This is a genomic window from Candidatus Zixiibacteriota bacterium (assembly GCA_016933955.1).
Taxonomy (GTDB): domain Bacteria; phylum Zixibacteria; class MSB-5A5; order GN15; family PGXB01; genus JAFGTT01.
Genome location: JAFGTT010000031.1, coordinates 88,649 through 113,183, shown reverse-complemented (window position 1 = coordinate 113,183; position 24,535 = coordinate 88,649). Strand labels below are relative to the sequence as shown.

The 24,535-nt window shown below is 49.6% G+C and carries 15 protein-coding genes; 7 read left to right on the top strand and 8 right to left on the bottom strand.

Features of this window, described 5'->3' with window-relative positions; genetic code table 11:
• Positions 1-177: 177 nt before the first annotated feature.
• Positions 178-1,584 (top strand): hypothetical protein, encoded by a 1,407-nt coding sequence (locus tag JXQ28_11240; GenBank protein MBN2278306.1) that lies wholly within the window; start codon positions 178-180, stop codon positions 1,582-1,584.
• A 206-nt stretch (positions 1,585-1,790) separates the two neighbouring features.
• Complete coding sequence (locus tag JXQ28_11235) at positions 1,791-5,909, top strand: carboxypeptidase regulatory-like domain-containing protein (protein MBN2278305.1); 4,119 nt, start codon at positions 1,791-1,793, stop codon at positions 5,907-5,909.
• A gap of 405 nt (positions 5,910-6,314) precedes the next feature.
• Here the strand turns inward: JXQ28_11235 and JXQ28_11230 are convergent, their stop codons facing one another.
• Positions 6,315-10,895, bottom strand: a complete 4,581-nt coding sequence (locus JXQ28_11230) for a choice-of-anchor J domain-containing protein (GenBank protein MBN2278304.1) — start codon at positions 10,893-10,895, stop codon at positions 6,315-6,317.
• Positions 10,896-11,399: 504 nt separating this feature from the next.
• Between JXQ28_11230 and JXQ28_11225 the strand changes: the two genes are divergently transcribed.
• On the top strand, positions 11,400-11,888 hold the full coding sequence (locus JXQ28_11225; protein ID MBN2278303.1) for a ferritin-like domain-containing protein: 489 nt from the start codon (positions 11,400-11,402) through the stop codon (positions 11,886-11,888).
• A 24-nt stretch (positions 11,889-11,912) separates the two neighbouring features.
• Here the strand turns inward: JXQ28_11225 and JXQ28_11220 are convergent, their stop codons facing one another.
• The 5 genes from JXQ28_11220 to JXQ28_11200 form a co-directional block, all read right to left on the bottom strand.
• On the bottom strand, positions 11,913-12,278 hold the full coding sequence (locus JXQ28_11220) for a TfoX/Sxy family protein (GenBank protein ID MBN2278302.1): 366 nt from the start codon (positions 12,276-12,278) through the stop codon (positions 11,913-11,915).
• A 14-nt stretch (positions 12,279-12,292) separates the two neighbouring features.
• Complete coding sequence (locus JXQ28_11215; protein ID MBN2278301.1) at positions 12,293-12,640, bottom strand: TM2 domain-containing protein; 348 nt, start codon at positions 12,638-12,640, stop codon at positions 12,293-12,295.
• Complete coding sequence (locus tag JXQ28_11210) at positions 12,633-12,950, bottom strand: DUF2752 domain-containing protein (protein MBN2278300.1); 318 nt, start codon at positions 12,948-12,950, stop codon at positions 12,633-12,635. Before JXQ28_11210 ends, JXQ28_11215 begins: the two co-directional genes overlap by 8 nt.
• A 113-nt stretch (positions 12,951-13,063) precedes the next feature.
• Entirely contained in the window at positions 13,064-13,492 is a 429-nt protein-coding gene (locus JXQ28_11205) for an NUDIX hydrolase (GenBank protein MBN2278299.1), read from the bottom strand.
• A gap of 94 nt (positions 13,493-13,586) precedes the next feature.
• Entirely contained in the window at positions 13,587-14,375 is a 789-nt protein-coding gene (locus JXQ28_11200) for a class I SAM-dependent methyltransferase (GenBank protein ID MBN2278298.1), read from the bottom strand.
• Positions 14,376-14,613: 238 nt separating this feature from the next.
• On the opposite strand from JXQ28_11200, the gene JXQ28_11195 reads away from it, so the two are divergent.
• Positions 14,614-15,099 (top strand): hypothetical protein, encoded by a 486-nt coding sequence (locus JXQ28_11195; protein MBN2278297.1) that lies wholly within the window; start codon positions 14,614-14,616, stop codon positions 15,097-15,099.
• A gap of 101 nt (positions 15,100-15,200) precedes the next feature.
• Here JXQ28_11195 and JXQ28_11190 read toward each other — a convergent pair whose 3' ends face one another.
• Together JXQ28_11190 and ettA are read right to left on the bottom strand one after the other, a co-directional pair.
• Entirely contained in the window at positions 15,201-17,333 is a 2,133-nt protein-coding gene (locus JXQ28_11190) for an RNA-binding transcriptional accessory protein (GenBank protein MBN2278296.1), read from the bottom strand.
• A 9-nt stretch (positions 17,334-17,342) separates the two neighbouring features.
• Entirely contained in the window at positions 17,343-19,022 is a 1,680-nt protein-coding gene (gene ettA, locus JXQ28_11185; protein MBN2278295.1) for an energy-dependent translational throttle protein EttA, read from the bottom strand.
• Between the two features lie 369 nt (positions 19,023-19,391).
• Here ettA and JXQ28_11180 point away from each other — a divergent pair, with 369 nt between their 5' ends.
• The 3 genes from JXQ28_11180 to JXQ28_11170 all read left to right on the top strand — a co-directional run bounded on the left by JXQ28_11180 (position 19,392) and on the right by JXQ28_11170 (position 24,535).
• On the top strand, positions 19,392-23,060 hold the full coding sequence (locus JXQ28_11180; GenBank protein ID MBN2278294.1) for a choice-of-anchor J domain-containing protein: 3,669 nt from the start codon (positions 19,392-19,394) through the stop codon (positions 23,058-23,060).
• Positions 23,061-23,316: 256 nt separating this feature from the next.
• Entirely contained in the window at positions 23,317-23,859 is a 543-nt protein-coding gene (locus JXQ28_11175; GenBank protein ID MBN2278293.1) for an RNA polymerase sigma factor, read from the top strand.
• Positions 23,843-24,535: a zf-HC2 domain-containing protein gene (locus JXQ28_11170; protein ID MBN2278292.1), complete on the top strand. Its 693-nt coding sequence runs from the start codon at positions 23,843-23,845 to the stop codon at positions 24,533-24,535. Before JXQ28_11175 ends, JXQ28_11170 begins: the two co-directional genes overlap by 17 nt.

Below are 24,535 nucleotides of genomic sequence, written 5' to 3'. Positions count from 1 at the left end.
GGCCCGGCACCCATCTGCCAGCCCTAAATCTGCTTAACTCCGTTTATCCGGGGGATTGGCCAACTCGCCAATCCCCCGTTTTCATTGACTATCCGGTAATTAATAACCGCCCTTTGCCGATATTTCCTATGTAGATATATACATGCTTCAACAATCAGGCGACGAAGGGGTTATCCTATGTTTTCGACCAGATTAAACGGGCTCACAGCCATCATGATATATACCGGCATATTTCTTCTTTCTATCCTGTCATTTTTCACGACCTATTATGGAATGAAAATCCTGCTGAACACGCCTCTGGCTCTGATCGGTTCTTTCGGATTGCAGATAGCCCTTCTTGGAATCGCCTGGAGTTTGATGAAAATAAAAACCAACCGAGCTAAATATGTCACCGTGTTTCTGGCCGCGGCCACTTTTTCAATCTTTTTTTCCTATGCCAATTTTGACACAGCTCTGAAATCACCGACCCGGTCGCACGATGCCCGGGCGGGATATGCCGAGGCCGCCCGGCCGGTTATGGCCCAGTATCGCATGAAGGCGCGCGAGGCGGCCCAAACCGGACGATACCAGGTGGAACGAATCGGACAACTTCTTCAACTGGAGCAGGACAAAGGCTGGGCAACGGTGGTCGATGAGGGCAGTAATGACGCCTTCGTTCAGGCTATTATCGAGGGTGCCCGGCGAACGGTCGAGTCCTGGGAAAAGCGGGAAGGACGCGATTACCGCCAGGGCAAAGGCAAAGGAATCATACTTAATTATCTTCTGACTCAGCAGGATCAGGCCCGCCGAAACCTGGCTTTCATTGAATCTTATATCAGTCGGGTCGATTCTCTCTCCCTTATCCTTAATAGCGCCCTGCCGGTAACCGACCAGAATCTTCTGGTCAACTCCGCCTGGGTAGAATTTCCGACCGCGGCCGCCGGGGCTGTTATGGCGGGAAAAATAGAGGTGCCGGGGCCGCCTTTCCTGGCCCGGTATGTTGAATCCCCGACCAGCAATCAACAGGCTTTTCTTATGGTTATTGGCGACCTGTTTGCTCTTGATCACCTGGCCATTTTTTCAATGGTTCTGGCCTTTGTGATCGATTTCATTATTATCCTCATGTCTTTTACCGGGAGTCATACCATCAGCGATGAGGATTTGTTATTCAATAAACTTAAGGGTGACACCCTGGAGCAGATTAAAAATATTAAATCCGATGATAATGGAAATCTATCACATTTTCTGAATAGTGCTCTTGAAAAACTGAAAACCGCCGGACGTCACAATCTCGATATCATCCGGGTAATTTCCGATTATAATCAGGAAAAAAGACGGCTGAAAATCAGCCTTAAACGCGGTGAAGAGAAATCACCTGATTATCGTTCCTCCAGACCTGAAACAGATAATGAAATCCCGGATAAAAAACGGCGAAATAACCGGCCGCTGACGATTTCATCAAAAGGCAATCTCGAGAATCTCAACATGCTTGAACCCGGTTTCAATTCTCGTGTTTCCGAAGCCAGTCGGAGAATTCAACAATTGGTAAAGCAAACCCGTGAAACCACCAGATCGCTTAATTTCTCGTCAAAAAAACACGGGTAAAACATCGGATGACATATTCAGGGAGTCGGGCAATGGCTGTAAATTGAAACCGGACATCCGGATACTCGATCCGGGCGGTTTTTAATTGATTGACAGAATTAAAAAAGTATTTATCTTACAGTGAATAAGGAAACTAACCACATGACGACGGTCCCCGCTATGACCGCCGCCTGGACCTATAATTACATACCTTTGTGAGATGTAAGATGAAACACTTATTTCTTCTCTCCTTTATCGCCCTCGTATTTATCCTCGCCCCTCTTGCCGCCGTCTCATCGGAGGCCTATTTCAAGTTCACTATCGACTCCAGAGAGGAGTTGGGCAAGATTACCAAGTTAATCTCAATAGATAATGTCGAAGGCAACACTGTTTTTGCATATGCCAATGAAAGGCAGTTTCAGGATTTCCGGGATCTGGGATATTCCATAACTGTCTTACCTCATCCAGGAACATTGATTGAGCCCGAAATGGCTGTTTCCAAGGACGATATCAAGGCCTGGGATTCGTATCCGACTTACACAGCTTATGTGGATATGATGTATGAATTCGAAAGCGATTTCCCGGGTTTGTGTGAAATCGTCAACGCCGGCCAGACGGTCGAAGGGCGGGATATTCTTTTTGCCCGTATTTCCGACAATCTCGGATCCGAGGAAGATGAGCCGGAAGTGATGTTCACGTCCACCATGCACGGTAATGAAACAACCGGTTATATACTGATGTTGCGTCTGATTGATTCCCTTCTGAATGCCTACGGAACCGATTCTCTGGTTACCCGCCTGGTGGACAGCTGCGAAATCTGGATCAATCCGCTGGCCAACCCGGATGGCACCTATGCCGGCGGTAACAGTTCGGTTTCCGGAGCCACCCGGTATAATGCCAACGGCGTCGATATCAATCGAAATTTTCCCGATCCCCAGGACGGTGACCATCCCGATGGGTATCCCTGGCAACCGGAAACCATCGTCATGATGAATCTGGCGGAAGCCAATAAATTCGTCATATCCGCCAATTTTCACGGCGGGGCCGAAGTGGTCAATTATCCCTGGGATACCTGGTCCACTCTCCATGCCGACAACCAATGGTATATTGATGTCTCTCAAGCCTATGCCGACACCGTTCATGCTTACAGCAGCGGCTATATGGATGGTTTCAATGACGGTATCACCAACGGGTATGCCTGGTACGAAGTCGATGGCGGCCGCCAGGATTATATGAACTGGTGGCATGGTTGCCGCGAGGTAACCATAGAGCTTTCGACCACCATGCTTCTTCCCGGCAGTCAACTCCCGGCTCACTGGATTTACAACCGCAGTTCTTTTCTCAACTGGTTCGAAAACGGGTTGAACGGTATCAGAGGAATTATTACTGATGCGGTTACTTCTTTGCCTCTTGACGCGACTATAACCATTGTTGGCCACGATTTCGATAATTCCCAGGTTAAAACCGATCCCGATGTCGGCGACTATCACCGGATGATCGAGGCTGGAACCTATACGGTCGAAATCAGCGCTCCGGGTTATGTGACCCACACGGAAAATAATGTTACCGTTACCGACAATCACGCTGTCCGGCTCGATGTCGCTCTGCAACCTCTCAGCGATGATCCGGTTCTGGTTTTTCAAAGCCACAACGGACCCGAGGCTGGTCCGGGAGACACGGTTTCCTTGAATATTACCTTGAAAAATAATGGCGGCGGTAATGCCTATAATACGCTTGGCATTCTCTCCACCACCGATCCCGATGTTTCAGTCACCCAGAACAGCTCGACCTTCCCGACCATCACGGCCGAAGGCGGGACAGCTATCTCAACCGTTCAGTATGAGTTTATTATTTCAGAAGAATCATCAAACTATCGATATTTTGATTTAACCCTGGATGTCACTGCCGATGGGGGTTATTCCGAACAGCTCAATTTCAACTATTTCATCGGTACCAGAACCCAGGTTTTTTATGAGGATTTCTCTTTTGAACAGGGTTGGTCCGGGCTGGGCGGCTCCGGCGAATGGCAGATCGGACCCGCCACCGGAGGAACCGGCGGCAACGGCACCGGTGACCCCGCCTCGGATCATACTCCGACATCTGACAATTACCTGATGGGCAATGATCTGACAGCCGTGGACGGTGCCTATAGCAGCGGTCTCAGCACCACCTACTGGATAACTTCGCCCTATATCGATTGCTCCAATTTCAGCAATGTGGGAATCAGCTTCTACCGCTGGCTGGGTGTCGAAAGCAGCAGTTATGACCATGCTTATTTCGATGTGTACGACGGCACCTCATGGACGACTCTCTTTCAGAATTCCGGGACTATGGATGAATCGTCATGGAGCGAACAGGTTTATGATGTGGCCGCTTACGCCGACAGTAATCCCGATTTCCGTATCCGGTTCGGAATCGGGCCGACCGATGGTTCGCAGGTTTATTGCGGCTGGAATATCGATGATATAATTATTACCGGATATGGTGAGGGTACCGGGGGTGAACCCGAGCTGTCTTACACGCCTGATGACATTAGAGATTCACTCCAGCCGGGAGATACCGATCAGAAATATCTGAAAATATATAATAACGGGTCCGCCCTGCTGAGAATCATGTTCAATTCCACCGACAGCTGGATCGATTTCGATCGTGATCAGCATAATATCGATATCGGTGACAGCCTGATACTTCCCGTGGAAATCGTTACCGAAGGTCTGACTCCGGGGGATCATACCGGCGAGATTACCTTTACCAGCAATGATCCTGATTTATCCAGCGGTGATATTTCGGTTAATCTGCACATTTATGCACCCGATATTTTCCTGCCGGAAACATCGATCAGCGAAACACTGGAAACCGATGGACAATCATCTCAGGACTTCATCATATCAAACAACGGACCGGGTCGCCTCGATTATGCGATCAGCCGCCAGATGTTCAATGGCAAGGCGGTGACTCTGCCGATATCTTCCCTCAATCCCGAACCGATCGGTTATCGACCTGTCGATAGAGATGAATCGGGGAGTAATGAACCCTTCTTCGGAGGAGTTGATAAGAGTGCGGGCGGCCCCGACACCTGGGGTTACAGCTGGGTTGATTCCGATGATCCGGCCGGACCGGATTTTGGATGGATCGATATATCGACCGTCGGTACCGAGGTGTCCGGCCTTGGTGATGATGATACGACCGGGGCGATTGTAATCGGATTCGATTTCCCCTTTTATGAAAACAGCTATTCAAGTATCTATATCGGGTCCAACGGTATTTTGTCTTTCGACTCCGGAGTCAGAACCCGTACCAATGTCGCAATACCCAACTCGGCCACGCCCAATAATTATATTGCCATGTGGTGGGACGATCTTGATCCGCGCCAGGGCGGCAATATATACTATTATTATGATGCATCGGAGGCTCGGTTTGTTGTCAGTTTTGTCAGCATTCGGAATTATACTTCCAGCGGCGGGACCGGATCACTGACGTTTCAGGCCATTCTGTACCCCAATGGCAGGCTTTTGCTTCAGTACCTGACGATGGATCCCGGTTCCGATGCCGATGGTTTATCCGGGGCGACAATCGGAATCGAAAACGATGCCGGCGATGACGGTTTGCAGGTCGTTTATAATGCCGCCTATATGCATGATAATCTGGCGGTATCGCTCGGAGCCGCCGGCTGGCTTAATATCAGTTCCGCTTCCGGTTCGGTCGATCCCTATGCTTCCGACACCATTGCGGTTTCGTTCGATGCTGCTGATCTTAATGAGGGTGAATACACCGGCCAGTTGACAATTGTCAGTAATGATCCCGATCTGCCGACCCAGAATGTTCCGGTTACCTTAACGGTTGAAAACCAGTTGGCCCCGCCTCCGGCACCAACCCCGGTTTATCCAGCCGATGGCGCCGAGGAGGTCGCTTTGCCGATCGCCTTTGATTGGGATGACCTATCCGGGGTGGACAACTATGCTCTTCAGATTGATTCGAATATTTCATTTACCGAACCGGTAAAAGAAATAAGCATGTCCGTTTCGACTTACGAGGTTTCGGATCTGCTTGAGGGTACCACTTATTACTGGCGGGTTCAGGCTCACAACGCGGCCGGATGGGGCGAATGGAGTACGGCTCGTTCGTTTGCCACCGAACTTGCCTTCATCTGCGGTGATGTCAATCAAAGCGGTGGAGTTAATATCCTTGATGCCACCTATCTTATCAATTATCTCTATCTTTCGGGACCGGCTCCTGTTCCGCAGGCTTCAGGGGATGTTAATAATTCCGGTTCCATCAATATCCTTGATGTAACATACTTGATAAATTACCTTTATAAGAGCGGGCCGCAGCCGGTTTGCCCTTAGATTTATACTTCCCATTGTATCATACAGGGATGGGCCGTCGGCCCATCCTTTTTTTATTTGCCCGTTGCATAATATCTACGTCTATCAACAGCCAGATATCATAACAGCGGGTAACCATATGATCAGCTTATCGGATAGAATCCAAAGCTAATTAATAAGCACGGAATACCCTGATAATGGCGGCTACTACTATTATTCGGATATGGAATTAAGTGACCATCCCGTAGACAACATTAATGAACGATCCTGTTTTGGATTCCGGTTTCTGTTCCGAAAGGCAATCATTTGACAAAAACGAGTTAACCGCCGCGGAATCTTGCCGGTGTTATTTCCCGGGAGGAAATATAGTCAATAAAAAAGGGACAGCCCGGAAGAGCTGTCCCAGTAATTGATACCTCAACTACTTTACGGATGGGTCGGTGCCGGACCATTGCGATACAGGTAGTTCATTATCCTGGTAGCATCCAGAATATTGATCGCCCCGTCGCCGTTGGCATCGCCGGTTTGAACAACCGGTTGCGGTCGGTCACCATTACGATACAGGTAGTTGATAAGGTAGGTCATGTCGAGAATATTAATGTGGTTATCGAAATTGGCATCACCCGATTTATGACCATACAATGTAACCACACCGACTTCGGTGAAGCTTCCGCCCGCCGCGAAATCGGCCGCTACGGTATAATCATAATCGTCGACATCCCAGAGCAACGGATAGGTGCCGAGGAAGTCAGGCGCATTGAGCGTGATTTTCATCACTGCGCCGGTGAAATCTTCGTAACCATCAAGCTGCTCCACGGCATCCGGGACGACACCATTCAGAGTAATTGTCCCGCCATCAATTTCATCGACAACATGTCCGCCGCCGGCAAATTCGCCGCCGAGGTAGACATTGATATCCACATCGCCGCCGTAACCGAAGGCCATAAAGGCATATATCGGGGCCGGTTCAATGGAAATAATATTGTTGCCGGTCTGACCGACTTCGATCGTCACCGGAACAATGTCGGTCCCCTTGGCGCCCGTATGAGTGATGACCAGATCGGCAGTGTAAACACCGAGATCGAGATCCGCGGTATTATAATTCACCGCCACGGTCGTGGTTCCACCGGCAGGGACAGTCCCGCTGGAAGGAACCGCACTCAACCAGGATAGAGGAGCCTCGTTGATAGCGAAGGCATCGACCGAGAACTGCGCCCCGTCATAGCCATAATAGCGGAAGGCAATCTTGACATTGCTTTCGTCCTTATAGGCCGACAGGTCAACCACGGAGTTGTTCCACTCCCAGGTGGTGAATTCACCATAGCTGTTTTCATCCCAGAGCTTGGTCGGGAAAGTGGCGCCGCCATCGGTGGAAATCCAGACTTCAAGATCATAGTTATCATACGGGTCAATTGCCCAGTAATAACTGCCATTCCACCAGAAGTCGAGGACGTATTTGGCTCCGCCGAAATCAATCGCGGGGCTAATCAGCCACTCGTCCTGAGTCCCGGAATATGTCTCATCATAAAGACAGGTGGCATTATAGAGCCCTTCATACGGAGCATAGCTGTCCTGCTCCCAGGTATAAGGATTGTTCACCACTGTCGTCCAGCCGGATGGCGGGACACTGGTTTCAAAACCTTCAAACATAAGCTGTTTGCTGGAAGCCGTAAGGCTCGGAACATGGCCTGAACTCTGGAAAGGATTAGCCTTTAGATCGGGCAGGCACTGGCCGCCGCCGACACTGGCCTTCTTGCCATAGGCAACCGACATCTCGAAGCTGATGTCGAATTCGCCATCGGCACCCAGAATCAGATCGGTTCCTCCGGTCGTCGCCGGTTCAACCACGCCGAAGTCGATTTCCGTCGGGTCAAGGGTCAGAACCGAAGGTTCGCCGCCGATCATCAGGGTATAGTCTTCAACTTCACCATAGGTGGTCGAGCCGCACGGGCCGGGATATGAACTGTAGTTGAGACGAACTCTCATCCGGGTAGCACCGGAAACAGCATCCATCGGGACCGTTATGGTTCCGGTATAAGGACCGACTCCGTAATTGACATCGAGGGTGATCTCCTCGTTGGCATCAAGGAAGTCCTTATCCTGGTTCCAGTCAACCCAGACTGCCCCGTAATCGGAACTGTATGCTGTTCCCAGGGTAATGGCAATCGGGTAGCCGACTCCATAAGCCACATAAGCCGTCTGGTCGGTGAAATCGCCGTAACCTTCGCAATCGCTACTGTTGTTGATTTCGCCGAAAGTGACATTGGCGATATATTCATCGCAACCGCCTGAAGCCGCACAGTATTCCGGTTCGGTTTGTTCCGCCCAGACATTTATCTGATACGGACCTTCATAATAATAATCCGGGTAGGATGGATGATCCGAAAGAACCGGGATATAGTAGGTTCCGGGTTGCAACTGGTTGAAATACATGGTGACATTGCCGTCGCCGCATAAATCCCAATCAGTAGGGTCGGCATAAATCAGCTCGCCGCCCTCGCACGGGCAGGCTGTGGCCAGAACGATATAAACCAGTTCAAAGGCCGGATCGGTGCCGCAGTAATCGACCACGACATTGGCCAGACCGGTAATCGTAAAGGCCTCCCAGGCATGACCGTCGTCGTCGAGAAGCGTGCACTGGTTGGTGGCGTTGGTATTATTGCCGGTGAAGGTGGTCGTGGTTTCCCAGGCCAGAGTAACCGGCGTAACATCTTCGCAATTGTCGTTCGGAGGAGGCGTGCTGGTGTCGATATCCATGGTCAATTCAAACATGGGGATACAGTAAGGCGAAGGATAAGTGTCGATCATCAGGTAATAAAGACCGGGGCTGAGAGTCACCGACATATCATACACGCTGCTGCCGGAATTGGTCGCCATAACCAGGCAGCTACTGGAAGGAAGCGGGCACTGATCGGATATGGCCATACCCGTATAGGTGGTTCCCATCGGGTCAAGAGTGACAATCAGGTCAATCTCGGTGTCGATATCAAGTTCAAAAATGACATCTTCACCGCCGTCATAGGAGCCCAGACAGGTGGTGCTGTAATAATCATCGTGACCGCAGGTGGAATCAATCGTCGTATACGGCAGATCACCCGGCAGTTTCAAGGAAATCGGATTACTGCAGAGATCACCCGGGTTAGTGCCGCCAGATTCCTCGATTGTCAGATCAAAGGTTGGAATACAATCAGGTGACGGCCAGGTGTCGACCATAATGTAATAGGAGCCCGGATCAAGATGAACGCCTTTGAGTTCGAGCACTCCGCTATAGGCCGTCTTGTAAGCCAGGCATGGATCGCCGGGAGGACAGGTTTCGGAAACCAGGACACCGACATAGGTAGTTGTATACGGATCGACAGTTATATCGACGTCGATCGGTGAATCAACATCAAGCCAGTAAATGATGTCCTCGCCGCCGTCATAGTAACCCAGACAGGTGGCATCGTAGTTGTTACCGCGACCGCAGGTGGTGTTGTTGTTGGCATACGGCATATCACCCGGAAGCTTGATTTCAATCGGGTTATTGCAGTCATTGCCGGCAGCGGCCGGGCAGGGATTATCGGTACAGTTGAGGGTTTCATCCCAGGTACCGCCAAGGAGGGTACAATCCTCTTCGGTCACATCGGCACATTGCACCGGATTGTCATAGCAGCAACGGCCAACCGGCGGTTGCCAGGTATCGATCGTGAAATCGAAATCAGCGAGACAGGTCGGATCCGGCCAGGTGTCGATAATTATGTAGTATGTCCCGGCCGCAAGAGTCACGGCCTCGGAATAGTACTCGGCGCCGGCCGTACTCCGGAAATAATAAACACAGGTTCCGTTGGGCGGAACACATTCGGTCCTGATTTCCACATAGGTCCAGGTGTCGCCCTTGGGATCCATCGTCATCTGGATCGTAACTTCTTCAGTCACTTTCAGTTCGTAAACAATGTCTTCACCGCCGCCATAACCATAAGTATAGCACATATCGGCGGCGGCATAATCATCACCGCGGCCGCAGGTATACTGGTTGGCATCGGTATAAGGCATATCGGCCGGCAAGGTAACCTTTATCGGGTTGTTGCAGTTGTCGCCGGGGCCGGCGGGTTGGCATGGATTGTCGGTGCAATTGAGATCGACATCCCATGACAGCATATTACCCAGGGCCTCGCAGTCCGCTTGGGTCAAATCACCGCATGACGGCGCCAGCGGGTCACCATAACAGCAACGACCGGTCGGCGGGGGATCGTCATTCAGAGAAATGGCATCGATCGCAAAATGAGCACCATCATAGCCGTAATAACGGAAACCGATGGCGACATTGGACTCGCCGACATAAGCCGACAGGTCAACGGTCGAAAGATACCAGGTCCAGTTGGTGAAAAGACCATAGCTGTCCTCATCCCAGAGTTTGGTCGGGAAGGTGGTGCCACCATCGGTGGAGATCCAGACTTCCAGGTCGTAGTTATCATAGGGATCGACAGCCCAGTAATAACTGCCGTACCAGGCGAATTCCAGCTTCAGATCCGAAGTTGCGCCACTGAGATCTATAGCCGGGCTGATCAGCCACTCGTCTTGAGTCCCGGTATAGTTTTCATCATAGTAACAGGAGGCGTTGTAAGTGCCTTCATAAGAAGTACTGGCATCGATTTCCCAGGTGAAAGCGTTGTTGACAATAGCCGACCAGCTGGTCGGAGGAACCACACCGCCTTCAAATCCTTCTGAAATATATCCTGTTTTGACACCGGTTGTCGGCTGACTGGAACCGGCAGAGGTGCCAACTTTGGAAATCAGACGATCCTGTTCAAGTTCTTCATCAGTCGGTTCCTGAACGGGAGGTTCAGATTCCTCTACCAACGGAACATAGCTGTCCACATGCCCCTCAGCCTCATCGGGATGAGTTGCCGGACCTTCCTGATTCGGATTCAATGCAACTTTGCTGGGTAATACAATTGGTTTCTCATTCCCGGTTGCTGACAAACTGAAAGCCATAAATACTGTCAGAGCCAGGACGAGCGTTAGCATAGATTTCATTCTGAGCATTAACTCACCTCTCTTTTAACGATTAGCTACTCTTGCTCACATCCAGAATTGATGACAGTTCATTGGGTGGGAAACTGTCTGATTGCTTGTAAATTTCCGCTAAAACCACCTCCTCCTAATGGATAAAAAAGATTTAAAGCCAATTCACTTAAATAAATCTAAGAAAATAAATTTGGCAGATTCTCGCATAATTATAGAGGCAAGAATTTGTTTTAAAAGGTTTCCAAAAAGAGTTTCTAAAAAGACATGTATCTTTTTATACTTCTATAATTTACCAGTTTTATACTTGATGTCAAGCTATTTTCTATAAAATTGTTTTTTTTAACAAAATATATAAATCATTGTGCAATAATATGCACTGAATTGGCCCGTATGTCCATTGTCACCGGCCTTCATATAAGCAAGATTACTCCAAATGAGAACTTGAATATTCAACATCCATGTCTTATAATAAAACAATATTAATTGCATTGTAAGGAGACAATCATGGAAGAATTGACGCTTCATAAAAGCCTGCAACTGGCCGCAAAAACCGAGCAACTGGGCGCCGAGTTCTATGAAAAAATGGCCCGTAAGTTTTCCTCCCAGAAAGACATCGCCGAGATTTTCTCCAATCTCTCGAAGGATGAGAAAATTCACGAGGCCCAATTCAGAGCTATCCTGGATAAAACACCGATCGATGACAATGAGAGTAATTACGAGGTCGGGCTCTTTGTCAAAGCTATCGCCATATCGGAGTTTTTCCGAATCGAGCAGTTTAAGAGGGCCGGCGATATAAAGACCGCCGATGAGGCTCTCGGGGCGGCTCTGGCATTCGAAAAGTCAACCCTGCTATATTATCAGGAACTTATGGAGACTCTTGGTGATAGCGATCAGCTCAGGGCTATAATCAAAGCCGAAAAAGGCCACATTATGAGCCTGACAAGATTAATCGTAACCGATGCCCAATTCCGGGGAATACGCGACAACTGGTAAACCGCACAAGAACCGACCTTTTTACTATTCGATCACCTTTTTGGTTTTCCTTTTGCGGGACGGTTTCTTATTCCTGAGGGCCGCTTCGTAAGCTTTGAATGACCAGGCCGCCAGGGCTTGGTCATCTTCAATAATTTCCTCGGGGACTTCATAATAACTCATTGAATACGAATTTTCACCGTACGGGCTGAAGGGAGCCATTCCGGCCGTTTCATAATCACGTCGGTTAACTTCATCGACCTTGAAATATAGAACATTATCACTGACCAGGGCAAAAAAGACACCTTCCAGATATAATCCCAAACCACCGAACATTCTCCGCGATGTTATCCGTCCCGTAACCTCCAGCCTCTCCAGAATATATTCCCGATATTCCTCGCTGACCCCCATAGTATCATCGCTTATCAGGTTGTCTGGGTGTTCTTTATTTCAAAGGCCTGACGCTGATTATATTCAAAGGACAACTGCTTGTAATTGATAATATCGATAATTGTCCCGATCCCGCACAGTCCTGCCGTCAGGAGAAAGATCAATCCCATCCCGATCTGATCGACATAAAACCTCTGTATCCCGGCAAAACCGAGAAAACCGATCAGGGTAAGCAGTAAAACCGTCTGAGGGTCTCGGCGGCGCATGCGATAAATCATGGCGAATTGACGAGCCTTTTCTTCGCTCATTTCCTTCAGCAAACCCTGGATATATAACAATTCTTCACCCTGAATTTCGGGCAGTAGCTGATAAACGTCAGGCATCGCTTCCTCCTTCATATCCGGCAGAAAGCCATAGTTTTCTGCGCAGAAGATAAATTATTCGATATATGATTACTCCTACCGTGATTATCCCCAGCGGATGAGTCTTCAAAGATAACAGCAACTCGCCATGATATAAAAAGGCAATCGATCGCCCTAATCCGCACCCCGGACACCAGGCCCAACCAAGATTCTTAAAAAGACAAAATGAGCTGTGACCTTCGGCTACCGGATCGATAAACGCCGCCGCCGCCAGAAGCGCCAGCCAGCAGAATATTTCCAGATTATTTAATCCTTTAATGTTTTTCCACACAATCCGATTCTCCGGCCAAAACGACCCGATCTAATTCCTTTAATCTAATATACTTGCATATTGGGCCATATATTCATTTCTATCCTTAAGACGAGCTTAAGAATAGTAAAGTTTCAGCCCCCCTGTCCGCCCTTTTTCAGCCTGTCATAATCCTTTAAAATTCGCGAGTGATCGAACGCCAGATTAAATCTTGAATAATCCCCGGTTTTCATTACTTCCGCCGCATCGGTCTCGGCTTTGAGTCGCCCGCCGATCGGTGTCGCCCGGTAGACAATGGAAACCGTGTGTCCGCGGGGGTCCCGCCCCGGTTCCGAATAAACTCCAACCAAACCCTCCAGCCGAATATCCAGACCCGTCTCCTCCCGTGCCTCCCGGATGGCCGCCTCCTCGACCGTCTCCCCTATTTCGACCCCGCCTCCCGGCAAAGCCCAGAACCCCTTAAATGGTTCACATCCTCTTTTAATCAAGATGATTTCGCTGTCGGGATGGGCGATAATTATATCTGCCGCCAATCGAGGACATTTATTCCAGCCATTTTTCATTTTTCGCCTCCCTTCCAAATATCCTGCCCATACCGGGACCAAGCATGATCATCGCTCCTGGTTTTAATGAATCCTAATATAAAAATCGCGGGCCTCATTTGAGCCTCAAGATCGGGATCATCCGCCACGATTTCTTGTCGTTGCTGAAAGGGATTTCTCCATTCATGGACCCGTACATTTTCATTATCTCGAAATACGGGACCGCATCCACCAGCGCCAGAAATTCATTGCAGGTGAAACAACGCTGGGGTGCCCGATCGAATATTTCTCCCCGCTCCAGACCATCTGAATACTTCAGTCTTACCGAGGTTTGGGTTATCTGAGTGATCGGATCAAAGGGATCGGATTCATCGCCCCACTGAATTTCCACCTCTTTATAACCTCGTTTCATTTTCCACCGTGGAACCGAGGCCCGATCCCGGCCGAGAAAATCACGGGGGTGACCGATCTCAATGACATAAAGCCCCTTATCGGACAAACAATGGGAAACGCACTTGAAATTATCATAAACTGCTTTGTTATCCGGCAGGTAACTGATCGAATCCATGGCCAGTAGAACCAGATCATATGATTCCGACAGCTTAAAATCCGTCATGTCGCCCGGGATGTACTTGAAGGAAACCTCGGCTTCTTTGGCCTTCGCCAGACCATAGGCAACCATATCCTCTGAAATATCCAGGGCGGTGACATTTTTTTCCCGACGAGCCATTTCGATACTATGATAAGCCGGCCCGGCGCATAATTCCAGCATACTGCTTAGTGGCCGCTCGCTGAATTTCCTGCAGATTGTCTCGAGGAAATCACATTCGGCGGGGATATCCCTGAAATCAAAGGCAATATCGTAATATTCGGGTTTACCATAGAATTTATTATGATTTCTCATAGTTATCTGTCTGCCATTCGGCAGGTCTATTTCAACAAACCGGATATACTACTTTGGCTACCATATAATAATTTAGAAAATCCACATAAATATCATAAAAATTTTTGTCCCGATCAAAAAATGTGATTTGCCAATATTGACATAGTTGTTAAGATATGCTATAAAATATGACTGAATTATAATCAGAATCAGAAGATAATCCATTGAATAACCAACACTTTTTAAAGGAGTAACAGAAATGATGAAAAAATTAACCATGCCCGTTTTGGCCGTACTGCTGGTTTTCATTATCGCGGCCCTGGCCTCCTCCGAGGAGAAACCCTGGTTCGATATGGCCAACTGTGACTTTTGCAAGCACCTTCTCGATGACCCTGCCCTTCTGGATCATACAGTCTGGGAGCATCACAATATCAGCAATGGCTTAATAAGTGTGACCACCGTTGATAAGGAATACCTCCCCTCCCTCAGAAAGGCTTCCCATATGATGGATGTCGAGGGTGAAAAATTCGCCAAAGGCGAACCCGTGAAAATGTGCGGTATGTGCCAGGCGATGGGGATGTTGATGCAAAAGGGTGTCAAATACGAAGTTGTCGAAACTCAGCGGGGCAGTGTTATGCTGATGACATCGGCAGATCCCGAGGTCGTCAAGCTTATTCAGGACTGGGGCAAGCGAAACATCGATGAATTAAAAAAGTGGGAAGAAACAGAAAATACTGAAGAATAAAGATTATTGATTTCGTTCTTCCCTTATTCTTGCGGATTTTAGCAAAGCGATAAAAGGCCGCCGGGCAACATCCCCCGCGGCCTTCTGGATTTATCTGAGGATTATTTATCTTTCATCGACAGGGCCACCCGCCGACGTTCCAGATCGACATCGAGAACTGTCACCTTCACCCGTTGCTGGACCTTAACCACCTCGGCCGGATCTTTTACAAAGCGGTCGGCCAGTTCGCTGATATGAACCAGACCGTCCTGATGTACCCCGATATCGACAAAAGCCCCGAACCGAGTGACATTGGTGACAATCCCGGGGAGTCTCATCCCGATTTTCAAATCTTCAAGGGAATTCACATCGGGATCGAAGCTGAAAGTTTCGAAGGCCTTTCGGGGATCGCGTCCGGGCTTATCCAGTTCATCCATAATATCCGTCAGAGTCGGAATCCCGATTTTATCCGTCACATAATTCTCCAGGACGATTTTTTTCCGAAGGCTGTCGTCGGCTATCAAATCTCCGATAGTACAGCCCAAGTCTTTGGCCATGCGGCTGACCATGGTATAGCTTTCCGGGTGGACAGCCGAACGATCCAGCGGATTTTCGGCATCGGCAATACGCAGAAACCCGGCCGCCTGCTCGAAGGCTTTCGGTCCCAGGCGGGGGACTTTCATAAAAGCCTGCCGTGATTGGAAAGGTCCGTTTTCGTGACGATATGCCACAATATTTTGCGCCAGTTGCGATCCCAATCCGGAAACATAGGTAAGAAGCTGTTTGCTGGCCGTATTCACTTCAACGCCGACCGCATTGACACAGCTTATCACCGTATCGTCCAGACCATCCTTCAATAATCCCTGATCGACATCATGCTGATACTGCCCGACCCCGATCGACTTGGGATCGATCTTGACCAGCTCGGCCAGCGGATCCAGCAGTCTTCGACCGATAGAAATCGCCCCCCGCACCGTAATATCGTGATCCGGAAATTCCTCCCGGGCTGTATCCGAGGCCGAATAAACCGAGGCTCCCGCTTCATTGACCATCTCGATTAAAACATGCCCCGGCAGGTCCAGACCGCGCACAAAACTTTCGGTTTCGCGCCCGGCGGTTCCGTTACCGATGGCGATGACCTTGATATCGTACCTCTCCACCAGGGCGCGGATTTCCGACGCGGCATTATTTCTTTCGGCCTCACTGGCGTGCGGAAAAATGGCGGTGTAATAATCCAGCCGCCCCTGATTATCAAGACAGACCACCTTACAGCCGGTCCGAAAACCGGGATCTATGGCCAGGATACTCTTGCGGCCCAACGGAGGCGACATCAATAACTCCCGCAGGTTGTCGGCGAAAACCTTAATAGCCTCGGCATCGGCCCGTTTTTTCGATTCCACCCTCATTTCAGTTTCCATCGAGGGCGCCAGAAGCCGTTTATAACCATCCTGCAGGGCCATTATGACCTGGTCCGAGGCGGCGTTGGAAGCGCTTATAAACATTCTTTCCAGAAGGGCGATCGCCTTATCCTCGGGCGGGTAGATACTCATACTCAGAAAGCCTTCGTTTTCTCCACGCCGGATGGCCAGAATCCGGTGCGATGGAGCTTCGGTCAGTTTTTCCTCCCAGTCGAAATAATCGGAAAACTTGGCTCCCTCGTTTTCTTTGCCGACAATCACTTTCGATTGAATGAATCCCTCGCGGACAAACAAATCGCGCATTTTTGAGCGTGCATCGCCATCCTCGCTGATCCAGGCCGCGATAATATCCCGCGCCCCGGCCAGGGCCTCATCAATAGTATTGATTTCTTTTTCAGCATTGATAAAGGCTTCGGCCTCTTTTCCCGGATCGATATTTTCCTGGGCAAAAAGAATCTCGGCCAGGGGTTCCAGTCCGCGCTCGACAGCGATTGTGGCCCGGGTTCGGCGTTTGGGACGAAACGGCAGATAAATATCCTCGAGGACCGCCATTGTCCCGGCCGCATTGATTTTTTCCCTCAACTCATCGGTGAGAAGCTCCCGTTCCTCGAGCGATTTTAATATTGCCTCGCGGCGTTTATCCAGTTCCCTAAGTTGCGCTATTCGATCCCGGATAGTGGTGATGGCCACCTCATCCAGGCTCCCGGTGGCTTCTTTGCGGTAACGGGCAATAAACGGCACGGTCGCCTGATCATCGAGTAACGCCACCGTGGCCTCGACTCGGCCGGAAGGAATTTTCAACTCCCCGGAAATCTTCGAAATATGAGCAGAAATCATAATTATCCTCTAACTCCTGACCAGTTTGCGGTACCGGTTGCGGCGATCATCAAATAACTTGTCGCCTATTTCCTTGAGGCGCCATTGTTCGTAATCCTCGTAATTTCCCTCGAACCAGCGCACCTTTCCCTCTCCCTCAAAAACCAGCAGGTGGGTACAGATACGATTCAGGAAAAACCGGTCATGACTGATGACCAGGACACTGCCGTGAAAATTATTAATAGCCTCTTCGAGCATCCGCAGGGTGTTGACATCGAGATCATTGGTGGGTTCATCGAGCAGAAGTACATTTCCGCCGATTTTCAATATCTTGGCCAGATGAGCTCGGTTACGTTCCCCGCCGGATAATTCATTGACCGATTTCTGTTGCACCGGGCCTTTGAAACCGAACCGCGAAAGGTACTGTCTAACCGGAATGGCGCGCTTCCCGAACATTATTTCCTCGGCTCCTTCGCCGATTTCCTCGACCAGGGTATGTTCCCCTTTGAGCGATTCCCGTCCCTGATCCACATACGCCAACGTTACGGTCGAACCGATTTTAAGTTCCCCCTCATCCGGTTTTTCCCTGCCGACAATCATCCGGAAAAGGGTTGTCTTACCGGTCCCATTGGGTCCCACCAGTCCCACCACCGCCGAACGTGGGACCAGAAAACCAAGATTCTCAAACAGCAAATTATCGCCAAACTGCTTTTTGACGCCCTTGAATTCGATCACCTGGTTCCCCAGTTCCGGGCCGGAGACAATCTGGATGATATTGCTGTCGGCTTTTTCCTCGTCTCCTCCGCGGGCCACCAGTTGCTCATACTCGATCAGTCTGGTTCGGGCGAGTTCATGGCGATCCTTGTTGCTCATCTTAATCCAGGCCAGTTCTCTTTCCAGCGCCCGGGCCTGAGGTGAATCCTTTCTTTCGGTGGCCGCCAGACGCGACAGTTTTTGTTCCAGCCACGATGAATAATTACCCTCGTACGGTATCCCCTGACCGCCCTGCAATTCCAGAATCCAGCGGGTGACATTGTCGAGAAAATACCGATCGTGCGTCACCACGATAACCGTCCCGGGATACTCGCGCAACTGGTTTTCCAGCCAGTCCACCGTTTCCGGATCAAGATGGTTGGTCGGCTCATCCAGAAGCAGTAAATCCGGTTGCTCCAGAAGCGCCCGGCACAGGGCCACGCGCCGTTTTTCGCCTCCGCTCAGGCTTTCGATAATGCGATCATCGGCCGGAAGACAGAGCGCATCGGCCGCCACTTCAAGTTTTTGATCCAGATTCCAGGCATCGCAGGCATCGAGTTTGTCCTGCAGAATCCCCATCCGATCCATGAGTTTGTTCATCTGGTCATCTTCAAGAGGTTCCGCCATCTTTTCTGTCAATTCCTCATATTCTTTCATCAGGGTCATCGGCCCGGAAAAGGCCTGTTCGAGTGCCTGTCGAACGGTCAAATGGTCATCAAGCTCCGGTTCCTGCTTGACGATTCCAACTTTATAGCCCCGGCTCAGTTCCGCCCGGCCCTGGAATTCTTCATCACGACCACCCATAATGTGAAGGACCGTTGATTTGCCGGATCCGTTCTCACCCACAATCCCGATTTTCGCTCCGGGGAAAAAACAGAGATTAATATCTTTGAGAACCTGTTTCTGACCGTAGAATTTATTAAGACCGAGCATTGTGAATATATATTGTTCCGCCATGCTCTTTTCCTTTCCCTGATTTAATCATAATTACAACTAAAAGTAAATGAAGTCCAGCCGCTTTTCAATAGAATATTTCAGGTTTTAATAATTCCGGGCCGCCCCCATAATTATGCCAAGCCGGTCGGAGACTTGGCCATACGAACCTGTTAATTCTTGACAGAATGGTTTGTTGGCTTATATTGAGGTAAGAAAGAACTAACCAGGGTCTCGCTTAATGCCTGATGTCACGCCTTTTAATTTGCCGGATTTATCCAGCTATCCCGCGACGGGGATAGTATGACTTAGCTATTATCACATCAATATTACAATCCGGCCAAAAAAATCGGCCCAAAAAACAACTACTTCCATAATATAAAGGAACTGAGAATGCCACAAAAAGAGAGAGTCGCACCTGTCAGTAGCCGCATGATACCACTTCTGTTTCTAGCGGTTATGATGGTTCTGTTCGGCACCAATTCGATCCGGGCCGGACAGGTTTCTGTCGATTACTATTTTGATCGGCCGCAGATCGAGGAAGTTCGAATCGGCTCGGAATTGTACGACCGGGTTGTGATGACTGATGCCCCCAACTGCGGTAAAGCCGGTCAGCCGGCTCTTCCCGGCCGAAACGCCCGAATCCTGATTCCCTATGGCTCCGAAATTGAAAGCATCGAGGTTATTGGGGAATCGAGAATAGTTTTGGGCGACGATTATTATATCGAACCGATCGCGCGGCAATACCGGTTATCCATGCCGCCGACGGAAATTCAGGAACCGGTTCTGGATCAAAACATCTATATGTCCGATAAGCCCTACCCGACCGATCGTTATCAGTCGGCCGGATTGCAGTCTTTCCGGGGTTATAGTTTTCTGGTTCTCAAACTGCAGCCGGTGGAATACCTGCCGACAACCGGTGAGCTGGCTTATTATCCTCGTCTGACGGTGATCGTCAATACCGCTGATAATTACAAATCGGCCCCCTTGTATCGCGGGCTCGAGATTGACCAAACGGAGGTTTTATCCAAAATCGATAATAATGAAACGGTATACAGCTATTCCTCCGCACCCGTAAAAGGCACCAAAAGTTACGATATGCTGATAATCACTACCCCGGCGCTGGCCTCCTCCTTCCAGCCGCTCAAGGATTATCATGATACGACCGGAATTATCACCGAAATTCATACCACCACGGAAATCGGAAGTACCACTCCCGCCGATGTCCGCGATTATATCCGCGAGCGCTATCTGAACGATGGGATTCAATATGTCCTGATCGGCGGCGATGACGATTTAATTCCGGCGCGGAATCTTTATGTGGCCAGTGATGATGGTTACTGGCCGGAAATAGAAACCGCCATGCCCTCCGATGTTTTCTTTGGTTGCCTTGATGGTACCTATAATTATGATGGCGACAGCAACTGGGGTGAACCAACCGACGGTGAAGGCGGCGGTGATGTTGACTTGGTGGCCGAAGTTTATATCGGACGGGCAGCGGTGGGCAATGCCACCGAGGCCGAGCGCTTCGTCAACAAAACGATTGGTTATCTAAATTGCGGCGGCCAGTATCTCCAGAATGTTATTCTGGTCGGTGAATATCTTGGTTTCGGCGGAGTTGCCGATTACGCCGCCTCTTATCTCGAGGAATTGATCGATGGCTCCGACAGCCACGGTTACACCACCACCGGATTCCCGTCGAATGTTTATAATATCGATGAACTTTTCGACAGGGACTGGTCGGGCAATGATTGGCCTCGGTCTGAACTCGTTTCCAGAATAAATAACGGTCTTCATATTGTCAATCACCTCGGTCACGGTAGTCCCGATTATGCCATGAAGATGTATAACAGCCATGTCCTGAGTGAGTTGACCAATACCGATATAAATTTCGTATATTCGCAGACATGTCTGGCCGGCTACTTTGACAGCTCCTCCATGGATTGCTGGGCCGAGCATGTTACCATTAAAACCGATAACGGGGCTTTCGCGGCGATTATGAATGCCCGTTACGGTTGGGGTGAATTGAACAGCACCGATGGCGCTTCACAACGATTCAACCGCGAATTCTGGGATGCCATATTTAGCCCGGCCGAAGGCAAACCCGAACTCGGTCGCGCCAATCACGATTCCAAGGAAGATAATCTTTATCGGATCGACGACGACTGCATGCGCTGGTGTTATTACGAACTCAACCTGTTCGGCGATCCGACTATCTCTATCGGCGGTGTGGCCGCCCTTTCCTTCGGTTTCCCCAACGGTGTTCCCGATATCATCCCGCCCAATGATGCCACCGATATTGAAGTTGTCATAACCGGGGTGGGAGATGGTGTCCTGGTTCCGGGAAGCGCTCAGGTTCACTACAAAATTAACGATGGTACGCTTCAAACCGATGATATGACAATGCTGACCTCGATGCGTTACCGGGCCACGCTTCCGGTTGTCTCATGCGGCGATAAACTGGAATACTACTTCAGTGCCGAGGAAGAAGCCAATGGACGGATGTATTACCCCAACCCCAGTTCCCCGTATCAGCCGGTGATCGCCACGGGACTGTCCGTTGCTTTCGCCGATGATTTCGAGACTGACCAGGGTTGGACAATATCCGGGGGATCATGGGGACGCGGAACCCCGACCGGGGGTGGCGGTTCCCACGGTAACACCGATCCCTCCAGTGCCCACGGAGGTTCATCGGTATTCGGTTACAATCTCAGCGGCGATTATGAGAATAACATGTCCGAACGCCATATCACCAGCCCGGCTATCGATTGCGGCGGTATTACCGGAACCCGTTTGACTTTCTGGCGCTGGCTGGGCGTCGAATCCTCGCTCTATGATCATGCCTATGTCAGGATCAGCACCAATGGGACAAACTGGACAAATATCTGGGAAAACAGCGGTGAGATAACCGATGGCGCCTGGACTGAAATGACCTATGATATTTCTGAATACGCCGATAACCAGTCAACCGTATATATCCGTTTCACCATGGGCATAACCGATGGTGGATGGGTATACTGCGGCTGGAACATCGATGATCTCGAGGTCTCGGCTTATGAATGCAACCTTAATGCCCCGATAATTACTACCGAAACCCTCCCCGACTGGACAGCCGGGCATGCATATTCCCGCCAGCTGACCGCATCGGGCGGCTCCGGAACCTTGCTCTGGTCGGATATCAATCTCGACCTGATCGGCACCGGATTGACGCTCTCGTCAAGCGGATTGCTCTCGGGGACTCCGCTCGATGCCGGGACCGTTTCATTTACCGCCCGGGTAACTGATGAGGCTATGCAGTCTGATGAAAAACCGTTTAGCTTCACCATTAATCAATCATTGGCCATAACCACTTCCGAGCTTCCTGACTGGACCGCCGGATCGGCTTATTCCCAGCAGCTTGCCGCCACCGGCGGCACCGGCACCAAAGCCTGGATTGATCTTGATGACGATCTGGATGGGACCGGTTTGTCATTGAGTGAAATCGGCCTTGTTTCCGGAACACCACTAACCTCCGAGACGGTATCATTTACCGCCCGTGTCAGCGACGGTTGCGGTGATTATGAGGATAAGCTCTTTGAGTTTATTCTTAATCCAACTGTGGAAATAATAACTGCTGACCTTTCCGATGGTACGGTTGGCGAAGAATATTCTCAACAGCTAGAAGCCGCCGGCGGAACCGGTACTCTGACCTGGGGCGATCGTAATGATGATCTCGAAGGAACCGGTTTAACCCTTTCGACCACCGGTTTGCTTTCGGGGATACCTATGGCCGAAGGTTTGATTACTTTCACCGCCCGGGCCGCCGATTTTACGGGAAGTTACGATGAAAAAATAATGGAATTGTCTATCGGTCCGAATTATCTCTGCGGCGATGCCGATGGTAATGAGACGATTAATATTCTTGATGTCACCTTTATGATTACCTATCTTTACAAATCCGGTTTCGCTCCCGATCCCCTGATTTCGGCTGATACCAATGGTGACGGCGCTATTAACATTCTGGATGTCACTTATTTAATATCATACATTTACATAGAGGGCCCCGTACCGATCTGCCAATAGTATATTCTGTTTAAAGAATAAAAGGGATAGAATGACTCTATCCCTTTTTTATTAAGATTTTTCATTTCTTCCGGATTATTGATTCCTCTGCAAAATCGGGTCCGCTAATTGCGAAATTCTGCCGAAGATTTCTTCAACATTATTTGCAATAACTCGACCGGGACAATATCTTTAATGCCGTAAATGGCATAAAACCGGTCGGGGATATCTTCCGAAACCATTTTTGCATCAACAGGCCGGGTAAGGCGAACAGGTATTGAAACATCTCTGGAAAATGGCGGTCGATGGAGACGCCCGGGCTGAAAAAGAATTATTCGAAATTCTTCGTGAAAGATTTCGAGTTATCGCCGGTTTAATATTACGGAAAGAGGATGCCGAGGATATTGCCCATGAGACCTGCCTGTCGGTTCATGAAAACTATAAATCTCTCGGTTATCCCTATGAATACAATGCCTGGGCCCAGAAAATATTGAAGAATAAAATGGCAACCTTTCTTAAGCGAAAACAAATGATAAATAAGTTAATCGCGCCCGAGATTGATGGCGATGTATACATCGGGGATTCGAATATTGCCCCAAATCCCGATATTCTCCGAATTTTATTGAAATGCCTTGGCAAGGTTATGAAACTCAATCGGAGGTATGCCCGAGCCTTAAATCTGGTTCAGCAGGGATATAACACTGAAGAAATCTGCGATCGGATGCAGATTACGAGGGACAATTTGTACGTTATCCTGTGGCGGGCCAGGAATCTTCTCAATGATTGTATTTTTGAGGGTAAAAATGAAAAACGCCGATAATTGCACAGATCCCGAAACCGGTCGCCTGCTCCATGCCTACGAACTGGGATTGCTGTCCGAAGAGGAGCGCGACCGCTTTGAAACGCACCTGATCGGATGCCGGTTTTGCCATGATCAATTAGTCAGATTCGCTCCCCGCGGAGTATTGCTTAAAGCCAATGATAAGGTGGCAGAAACCACCCGGAGAATTCTGCAGGAGGATCACCTGCCGGCCGGACGCCGCCTGTGGAAACATCTCTGGCCGGATCGTCCCATTATTCTCAGGCCGCTGATTTCTCTGATCATCATTTTGCTTCTGCTCTGGCCGGCATATCGGGGTCTTTTTCAAAATCCGGCCGAGGATGCCCGCCCGGTTAAAGAAATTACCCTGATTCAAACCAGATCGAACCAGGTTATCTCATTCAGACTCAAGGCTGATCAAAATGCTATCCTGGCCTTCCGTTACCCCGAAGGCGAACCCGGACAGACCCATTCTATCCGCCTGACCAAAGAAGATAGCACCGTGATCTTTAATTCGGATACCTTCGATTCTTTTGATAATTTCGAGACCGGCCGTCTTCTGCTCCCGGGCGGGATCATTACACCGGGAGAATATATTCTGAGTGTTCGGAAATCCGGGCGGCCGCAGAATTCTCCGGTACGATACTATTTCCGGATCGAGCCCGCCGGGGATTGA

What these genes read in the sequence shown, in the direction of transcription:
- JXQ28_11240 (MBN2278306.1), top strand. Translation starts at nt 178, where the DNA reads ATGTTTTCGACCAGATTAAACGGGCTCACAGCCATCATGATATATACC.
- JXQ28_11235 (MBN2278305.1), top strand. Translation starts at nt 1,791, where the DNA reads ATGAAACACTTATTTCTTCTCTCCTTTATCGCCCTCGTATTTATCCTC.
- JXQ28_11230 (MBN2278304.1), bottom strand. Translation starts at nt 10,895, where the DNA reads ATGCTAACGCTCGTCCTGGCTCTGACAGTATTTATGGCTTTCAGTTTG.
- JXQ28_11225 (MBN2278303.1), top strand. Translation starts at nt 11,400, where the DNA reads ATGGAAGAATTGACGCTTCATAAAAGCCTGCAACTGGCCGCAAAAACC.
- JXQ28_11220 (MBN2278302.1), bottom strand. Translation starts at nt 12,278, where the DNA reads ATGGGGGTCAGCGAGGAATATCGGGAATATATTCTGGAGAGGCTGGAG.
- JXQ28_11215 (MBN2278301.1), bottom strand. Translation starts at nt 12,640, where the DNA reads ATGCCTGACGTTTATCAGCTACTGCCCGAAATTCAGGGTGAAGAATTG.
- JXQ28_11205 (MBN2278299.1), bottom strand. Translation starts at nt 13,492, where the DNA reads ATGAAAAATGGCTGGAATAAATGTCCTCGATTGGCGGCAGATATAATT.
- JXQ28_11200 (MBN2278298.1), bottom strand. Translation starts at nt 14,375, where the DNA reads ATGAGAAATCATAATAAATTCTATGGTAAACCCGAATATTACGATATT.
- JXQ28_11195 (MBN2278297.1), top strand. Translation starts at nt 14,614, where the DNA reads ATGATGAAAAAATTAACCATGCCCGTTTTGGCCGTACTGCTGGTTTTC.
- JXQ28_11190 (MBN2278296.1), bottom strand. Translation starts at nt 17,333, where the DNA reads ATGATTTCTGCTCATATTTCGAAGATTTCCGGGGAGTTGAAAATTCCT.
- ettA (MBN2278295.1), bottom strand. Translation starts at nt 19,022, where the DNA reads ATGGCGGAACAATATATATTCACAATGCTCGGTCTTAATAAATTCTAC.
- JXQ28_11180 (MBN2278294.1), top strand. Translation starts at nt 19,392, where the DNA reads ATGCCACAAAAAGAGAGAGTCGCACCTGTCAGTAGCCGCATGATACCA.
- JXQ28_11170 (MBN2278292.1), top strand. Translation starts at nt 23,843, where the DNA reads ATGAAAAACGCCGATAATTGCACAGATCCCGAAACCGGTCGCCTGCTC.